This window comes from Atribacteraceae bacterium (genome assembly GCA_035477455.1).
Lineage (GTDB): Bacteria > Atribacterota > Atribacteria > Atribacterales > Atribacteraceae > DATIKP01.
On record DATIKP010000090.1, the window covers coordinates 1 to 7,692 of the forward strand.

Annotated in this window: 6 protein-coding genes; 4 read left to right on the forward strand and 2 right to left on the reverse strand. The window is 51.6% G+C overall.

From position 1 onward, the window contains the following. The first annotated feature begins 234 nt into the window (after positions 1-234). The 4 genes from VLH40_05540 (at position 235) to VLH40_05555 (ending at position 4,948) form a co-directional block, all read left to right on the forward strand. Positions 235-1,281 (forward strand): sugar ABC transporter substrate-binding protein, encoded by a 1,047-nt coding sequence (locus VLH40_05540; protein ID HSV31471.1) that lies wholly within the window; start codon positions 235-237, stop codon positions 1,279-1,281. A 118-nt stretch (positions 1,282-1,399) separates the two neighbouring features. Then, positions 1,400-2,884 carry a sugar ABC transporter ATP-binding protein gene (locus tag VLH40_05545; protein ID HSV31472.1) on the forward strand — a complete coding sequence of 495 codons (1,485 nt, stop codon included), beginning with the start codon at positions 1,400-1,402 and terminating at the stop codon, positions 2,882-2,884. 30 nt (positions 2,885-2,914) lie between these two features. Continuing rightward, positions 2,915-3,871, forward strand: coding sequence for an ABC transporter permease (locus VLH40_05550; protein ID HSV31473.1), 957 nt, complete (start codon positions 2,915-2,917; stop codon positions 3,869-3,871). 18 nt (positions 3,872-3,889) lie between these two features. Beyond that, positions 3,890-4,948: an ABC transporter permease gene (locus tag VLH40_05555; protein HSV31474.1), complete on the forward strand. Its 1,059-nt coding sequence runs from the start codon at positions 3,890-3,892 to the stop codon at positions 4,946-4,948. A 152-nt stretch (positions 4,949-5,100) separates the two neighbouring features. Here VLH40_05555 and VLH40_05560 read toward each other — a convergent pair whose 3' ends face one another. Beyond that, positions 5,101-6,426 carry a hypothetical protein gene (locus VLH40_05560; GenBank protein ID HSV31475.1) on the reverse strand — a complete coding sequence of 442 codons (1,326 nt, stop codon included), beginning with the start codon at positions 6,424-6,426 and terminating at the stop codon, positions 5,101-5,103. Positions 6,427-6,697: 271 nt separating this feature from the next. After that, positions 6,698-7,414 (reverse strand): deoxyribose-phosphate aldolase, encoded by a 717-nt coding sequence (deoC, locus tag VLH40_05565; protein HSV31476.1) that lies wholly within the window; start codon positions 7,412-7,414, stop codon positions 6,698-6,700. Between the last annotated feature and the right edge of the window lie 278 nt (positions 7,415-7,692).

Below are 7,692 nucleotides of genomic sequence, written 5' to 3' on the forward strand. Positions count from 1 at the left end.
TGGGAATATGGAGTCTATGTTTAGTTACAAACCAAATGGAACAAAACTGAAGAGATTAGAACAAAACACAGAAGCAAGACATTAAAGAAACGATTAAAGGATGAGTAGGAAGGAGGTGTAGTGGGAAAGCATATATGAGTAGGAAGGAGGTGTAGCGGGAAAGCATATAATTAGTTCTTAATTAGTTCTCTCAAAACAATACTAGCATTTCATTAGTAGGGAGGTTCGAAACCCATGAAGGTATCCAAGCTTTTTTTGGCTATATTGTTGACTGTAGTATTCCTGGCCGGAAGCGTAGCCCTAGCCGAGGAAAACCCCTATGCCACTTTTGAGATGTTCCGTGAAGCTGCTTTAGCGGGAGAACCCTATCCCGGCTTACCCGGTGAGGGTAAAAGGTTGGGTTTTGCCAATATTTTCGCTACATTGCCTTTCTGTATTTCGGTCGAACAGAATATCATCAAGCAGGCCAGGCTGGCTGGCTTCGCTGATAACGACATGATTATTCTCGATAACCAGTACGATTCGGTGATCGCACTGCGTAATGCCGACATCATGCTCGCCCGCCGTCCTGACGTGTTCATCCAATTCCAAGCGGACGCCAAGGTCAACAACATTGTAGCCGCCCGGTTCAGGGCAGCCAATATTCCTATTGTCGCTATCGATGTCCCGGTTCCCGGAGCACCCTTCATGGGAGCTGATAACTGGGCAGTAGCCACAATGGGTGGGCAGAAAATGGCGGACCTGATCGAAAGCGAGCTGGGTGGCTGGGACAACTTGGACTTGGTGGTGCTGTTGCAGATGCCAGCCGGTGGAGAGGTTACCATGCTTCGCTCTGAAGGATTTGCTCATGCGCTGACCGAGCGCTTCGGTCCTGAAGCCGAGGAAAAAATCATACGTGTCGATGGCGGTATGGGACAGACCGAACAGGCCAAAGTGGCCATGGACGATGTAATGGCCGCTCACCCCGGGGCCCAGACCATCGCTATCGCCTCCATCAACGAACAGACCATGGCTGGGGCCATCGCTTCTCTCCAAGGAGCGGGCCGATGGGATCCTAACAAGACAATCATCGTCACCATGGGCGCCGATGAACTTGGCCAGTCCCAGCTGCGGGAAGGCTTGACCGACGCCGCCATCGCCTTCTTCCCCGAAAAATACGGGGAATACGTGGTTCCGGCGGCTGCTGCCATGATGCTCGGCCAACCGGTACCACCCTATATTTTCGTGGAGAATGCAGTCATCACTATGGACAATATCGACCAGTTCTACCCGCTCGATTGACCAGCGAGTTGAAACCAGAAACGGGTGGGCCTCCCAGCCCACCCTTTCTTTTTTTCTCAAACTCTGACTTGATCCCAGATTCAGCGTCCTAATCCGAAAGAGCAAGGATGACGATCCCATGAGTGATTTGTTGTTGAATATGAACAATATCTCGAAAAGTTTCCCCGGGGTGCGGGCCCTGGACAACGTGAGCATTGACCTCAAATCGGGGGAAGTGCTGGGACTCCTGGGAGAAAACGGGGCGGGTAAATCCACCCTGATTAAAATCCTGTCCGGGGATTTTTCCATGGACGGGGGAGAAATCCTGATCGACGGGGCTAAATTCGTTTTTCATTCTCCCCATGATTCCCAGATGCAGGGGATCCGGGTCATCTACCAGGAACTGATCAGCATGGACACCCTGACCGTCGCTGAAAATATCTTTGCCGGAATGCTGCCCCGCAAAAGATCCGGCTTGGTCGACTGGGGGGAGATGAACCGGCGTTCTAGGGAAGTCCTCTCCCGGCTGAAGGTGGACATCAACCCGAAGAAACTGGTAGGGGATCTCTCCATTCACCAGAAACAGATCGTGGAAATTGCCAAGGCGATCAACAAACAGGCTAAAATCCTGGTGATGGACGAACCCACCGCTGCCCTGGGCCAGAACGATATCCGTTCTCTTTTCGAAGTGATCAGAAACCTGCGGGAACAGGGAGTCGGTATTATCTACATTTCGCACCGACTGGAGGAGGTCTTCCAGATCACCGACCGGGTGACGGTGCTGCGGGATGGAAAGAAAGTGGGTACGGTCAACACCCGGGACACCGATAAAAATACCCTGATTTCCATGATGGTAGGCCGGGAACTGGAATCCTTTTTTGCTGAAAAGGAAGTCTCTCTCGGTGAAACCCTGCTTGAAGTCAAAAACCTGACGATCAAGGACATCGTGGACGACATCAGCTTCGACTTGAAAAAGGGGGAAATCCTGGGATTGTTCGGGCTGCTGGGTTCGGGCAGACTGAACATCGCTCGAGCGCTCTACGGGCTGGAATCGGTGGACGGCGGCGAAATCCTGCTGCAGGGAAAACGGACGGCTATCCATTCCCCCCGTCAGGCCGTGCAATCCACTATCGGTTTTTTACCGATCGACCGGAAAAAGGAAGGCTTGGCCCTTTCCCTGAACGTTCATCATAACATCACCATGGCCAACATCGACAATCTGGGAAACAGTTTGTTCATTAGCCGGCAAGCCGAGCAGGTTAAGGCAAAAAAGTGGGTCAAGGACCTGAATATCAAGACTCCCTCCATATATACGGAAATGAACAACTTGTCGGGGGGCAATCAACAAAAAGTGGTGCTGGCCAAGCTCCTCGAAACCGGATCCCGGGTCTTTATTATGATAGAACCGACTCGGGGGATAGACGTCGGGGCTAAATCGGAAATCTATATCCTCATGGAGAAGCTCTGTGAACAGGGAGCGGGGATCCTCATGATTTCTTCCGAACTGCCGGAAATGCTCTCCATGTCTGACCGAATCATCGTAATCGCCGAGGGGCGGGTGACCGGGCGTTTCGACAAAACAACCGCCTCCCAGGAAAAACTCCTGGCAGCGGCAACTGGGTAAGGGGAAACCATGAGGGAATTGTACAATATCATGGCAAGCAAACAAAACCTGAAGAATAAATGGTCTACCACCCTCATCCTGTTTCTGATCCTCCTGGTGATGGTGGTCACCTTTTCCGTTTTGAGTAGAGACTTCATCTCGCATTTCAACATAATCTCCATGTTGACCAATATCTCGTTTATCGGGATCATTGCTGGTACGCTCACGTTCGTCATGATTACCGGGGGCCTCGATATATCGGTCGGCGGGAATATCGCCCTGGTTTCATGTGTGGTCGCAGCACTATATAATATGCCCGAACCCCTTCCCATGTGGCTGATCACCCTGATCGGATTGGGCGTCGGGGCCTGCATCGGCTCTTTGAACGGGTTGCTCATCACCCGCTTGAACTTAAGTCCCATCATCACCACTCTGGGGACTATGGCCATGGCCCAGGGGGGAGCCTTTGTCATTTCCCGGGGTCTTTCCATTCTGGTTTTTGAAGACTTCATCGGTTTTATCGGTCGGGGAAGCGTGTTGGGATTGCCCACCCCCCTGTTTCTGTTCGGAGTGATCTATGTCGTGTTGGGGATTGTACTGGCCCGTTCCAAGTTGGGACGCAAGGTCTACTGTATCGGGGCTAACCAGGAAGCGGCCCGCCTGTCGGGTATCCAGGTGGAACGGGTCAAATTCGGCCTGTACCTGATGAGCGGCCTGGCTGCTTCCTTCAGCGGGCTGATCCTGGTCGGCCAAACAGCCGTAGGGATGCCTCAGCATGGAATCGGTACAGAGCTCGACATCATCTCCGCAGTGCTGTTGGGGGGGACCGCCTTATCCGGTGGTAAGGGATCGATCCTGGGTACTTTGGCCGGCGCCCTTATATTAGGAGTGCTGTACAACGGATTTACCATGATTGGCTTCAAATGGGTGCATATCCGGATCTTCCAGGGAATCCTTTTGATCGCCATTGTCGCCATATACGAGTTACGGGAAAGGAAGCGATACTGAACGGGCGGTGGAGAAAAAATGGCTGAAATGATTGACCATTCGGAACCGGCTAAAAAGAACATTCTCGTGGAACGTTTTAGTGAAATGTTCCTGTACGGCAAGAGCATGGTCCCGGCTCTCCTTATCCTGCTGGTTGGCCTGGTGTTGTTTTTTGGCCTGTTAACCCCACATTTCCTGGAATTCCATAACTTTCAGGCCATCATCAGTAACATTCCGGTCGTTGCTATTCTATCAGTAGGGATGACCTTTGTGCTTTTGATCGGCGGTTTGGATTTATCGGTGGGTTCCATTCTGGGCTTCACCGCGGTCACCGCGGTCTTGTTTCATGAAGTGGGTTTTCCCACTTGGTTAGTATTCCTGGGGTGCTTGGGCATCGGGGCGATATTCGGTTCTCTGAATGGGTTCATCATCGCCAAAGTGGGGATCAACCCGGTGATTACCACCCTGGGGATGATGGCTTTCGCCCGGGGACTGGCTTCCTGGTTTTCCTTGGAGATCGAGATTCTCCGAACCGGTCGTATTTATGACCAGAACTTTCTGAACATTGCCCGATTGTTCATTCCCCAGAACCCTCCCCTGTTTCCCATAACCCTGATCTACATTATTGCCTTGTTTATCCTGGCCTCCTTCGTGTTGAGATACACCAACTACGGGCGCATGATATACCAGACCGGCAGCAACGAGTACGCCGCCCGGCTGGCCGGGATTAACGTCCAGCGTATCAAATTCCTGAGCTACATGATCTCGGGGATCATGGCCTCGCTGGCCGGGGCGATACTGCTTGCGCAGTTGGGCCTGGGTCGGGACGACGCTGGGATCGGAGCGGAGTTGGAAGTGATTACCGCCGTGGTGCTGGGTGGAGTCACTCTGGCGGGGGGGAAAGGGAGTCTATCGGGAGTAATCATCGCCATTCTTATCCTGGGAGTTATACGTAACGGCATGGTGCACTTGGAAACTGTCACCGGCATCTCGTTCCACTGGAGAGAAGTGGTTAAGGGAGCTATCCTGATCCTGGCGGTATCCATCGACGCCGCCCGTACCATAGCTACCCGGCGCAAGCAGGTGATCAGGCAGTAGTATCCTCAATCATCCGGTTGAGTTTCTGCCGGTGGTCGCTGAACCGGTTCCAAGTGCAGTCGGGGGAAACAGTTCCACCCCAAGAAGTTCACATTCGACGAATCATAATACATCTGGGGCGGAAGTGATCTCCTTCCGCCCCAGCTCCCTGCCTATATCCCCAAGATACTCCTGGCCATATCGACCCACCGGCGCAGGCGGGAAAGATCCCCATCGACATCGTAAACATCCCGAACGATGAACTCCAGGCAGCAGTCCCTGGCCGCGTTGAAGGTATCCCTGATGTCCTTTTCGGCTGCATCCCAGTCAGGGAATTTACTACTGATGTGGGCGGGGGTAGGTTTTCTGGAATAAACGTATTGTGTACCAAGCACTTCAGCCATTTTAGAGAGGTCGCTCCATCCCGAGACCGACACAGCCCTCAAGTTCGGCAAGGCCTTGATGATATGCTCGATACGGTCATGGACAGGCTCACAACAACCATAGTAGGTCAGACCAAACAAATTGGCCACCTCGGCGATGTAGGGGAGGAAAAATTCGTCAAACATTGCAGGGGATAACGGTGTACTTTCCTGGGATTCCGGCCAAGCCCAGACATCCTTGAAGTCCACCTGGTCTTTACTGTCCAGCGCCGGTAGAGCCGATACATATCCGTAGCTGGACGGTCCGGCGAACTGGTTGTCGGTATTGAAGTCCAAAAGCTCTTCGTCCTTGAGCCAGCGGTAGAAGGTAAGCCGGTCGTCACAGAGGTATCTCAAAAACCGGTGAAGTTCGTCCGGCCTATCGTAAGTCCATAAGAGCATATTGTCATTCCCCATGAGCTTGAACAGATCCATGGTGATCCCGATGAAATTGTTTCCCGTGAAGGGCGTGAACCCCAAATCGGGGAAGAAATAATCATAGTTACCCAGCCGGACTGGTAAGATATCCCCAAAGATTTCTTCCAGCAGATTCTTCAAGGCCAATGTTTGATCTCGATCCACGCTGTATGTACGTTTTTTGAGTTTATTGTAATCTTCCGGGTGCTGGATCGGAAAATTCGAGACGTAGGCCAGGGAGTTTTCCGCGTGGTGTTCCACGATTGGAACCCCGTAATCAGATCTGGTCACTTTCCAGGCAACACGAAAGTAGGTTTCCAGGACGATATCGTCATGTAATTGTTCGTACTGGCGGATGTGGTACAGCATGGTCTTTTCCACATTGCGCAACAGGCTGTTTTCGCACTGCAGTTCCTGGTCGGTCACGAACCCGGCTACCGAAAGGGTTTCGAAAAGGACCATGGGCCTGACCGGTTTCAGATCCTTCAGGGCTTTCCACAGTCTCTTTCGTTCCTTCATCTCATGGCTGGCGGCTATTTCAGCCCAACGCGTTGCCAGCTCACGAATACGATGCTTTTCCCGCTCACTGACCACTCCAATTTCCAGGGGTTTCTCTTCTTGAAGATTGCTGTAATTCATGAACTCCGGCACAGTTTTCATCCTCCGTTCCGTCAGTTGCGTTCTTTCGCTCAACATTCCAGAAAAACTGCTCAATCCAGAGCATTCCCAGGTCTTTCAAGTTCAAAAACCCTTGAAGCAACAGGAGATCAACCCTTCGCCCCCCACCAATACATCATGTTATCCTTTCTTGATTCTATGCCCCATGTGTTTATCGGAGTGGATCCCTGCGAAAACATCCCATCAACTCCGATCAAAAGAATCCTGGTCAATGCTGCTGAGCAAAAAGCCGTGGAAAAATCGTTCTATCTTCCTACAACACGATCTCACCTCCATACCGTTTCACGAACTCGTCAATAATCTGGTTCCCCCGGCTCACTCCAAACCGTACCGCCCCTGCTTTGTACATCTCGATGAGAGTGGCCGTATCACGAATTCCACCGGCCACCTTCACTTTCGTTTTCCCACTGACCGCGCCGGCAATGAGTTGCACATCATCGATTGTGGAATCACGGATTCCAAATCCTGAGGCCGTCTTCACGTAATCTACTCCTGCATCAACACAGAGTTGACTTCCGGTGATGATTTCTGCCGGTTGCAAATAGGACACTTCCAGGATGATTTTTAAGGGACGATTTTCCACCAAGCCCCTCAGTCTCTCAAGCTCCCCGGCTATCGCCTGGTAACGACCCGAGCGCAGGGCTCCGATATGAATGACTACATCGATTTCTTCTGCCCCCAGGTTCATCGCTTCTTCAGTTTCCAGAAGTTTCATTTTGGTGGTGCTGGTTCCGAAGGGAAAACCGATACCCGTACCGATCTTGGTCATACCAACCGAAAGCTCCGGGACAACTCGTTCCAAGTGAACAGGCAGAACATAAGCGGTAGCAAAACGGTACTTCTTGACGATCATACAGAAAGTATCAATCTCCCGGTCTGTCGCCCCTGGATAGAGCAAGCTGTGTTCGAGCATATTCCTTAAAGAATCTGTCGTGAGGCTTGGCATGATGATTCCTTTCTCTATTGGCATTGTTCATCCACCGAAGGGCGTATTAAAACCCTTTCATTCATCTAATGGATGACCTGATAATCAATCATTCCTCTCTTCCTGATGAAAAACTGATCCCGAGCAAACAGTTTATCAAACAAGATCGAGGAGGTACCGACACATTTCCATTCTACCAGATCACCCGACCAACTGAGATAAAGGGGCTCTCCTATAATATACCCCAAAATTCGGACCACCCCCTCAGGTGATACAATGCCTCCTGGGAACTAAACCAGCGTGTGCTGAGGGGTCAGCGTGTG

Bases quoted from the DNA above. Each gene is read 5' to 3' on its own strand.
- VLH40_05550 (HSV31473.1), top strand. From the start codon at position 2,915: ATGGCAAGCAAACAAAACCTGAAGAATAAATGGTCTACCACCCTCATC.
- VLH40_05545 (HSV31472.1), top strand. From the start codon at position 1,400: ATGAGTGATTTGTTGTTGAATATGAACAATATCTCGAAAAGTTTCCCC.
- deoC (HSV31476.1), bottom strand. From the start codon at position 7,414: ATGCCAATAGAGAAAGGAATCATCATGCCAAGCCTCACGACAGATTCT.
- VLH40_05560 (HSV31475.1), bottom strand. From the start codon at position 6,426: ATGAAAACTGTGCCGGAGTTCATGAATTACAGCAATCTTCAAGAAGAG.
- VLH40_05540 (HSV31471.1), top strand. From the start codon at position 235: ATGAAGGTATCCAAGCTTTTTTTGGCTATATTGTTGACTGTAGTATTC.
- VLH40_05555 (HSV31474.1), top strand. From the start codon at position 3,890: ATGGCTGAAATGATTGACCATTCGGAACCGGCTAAAAAGAACATTCTC.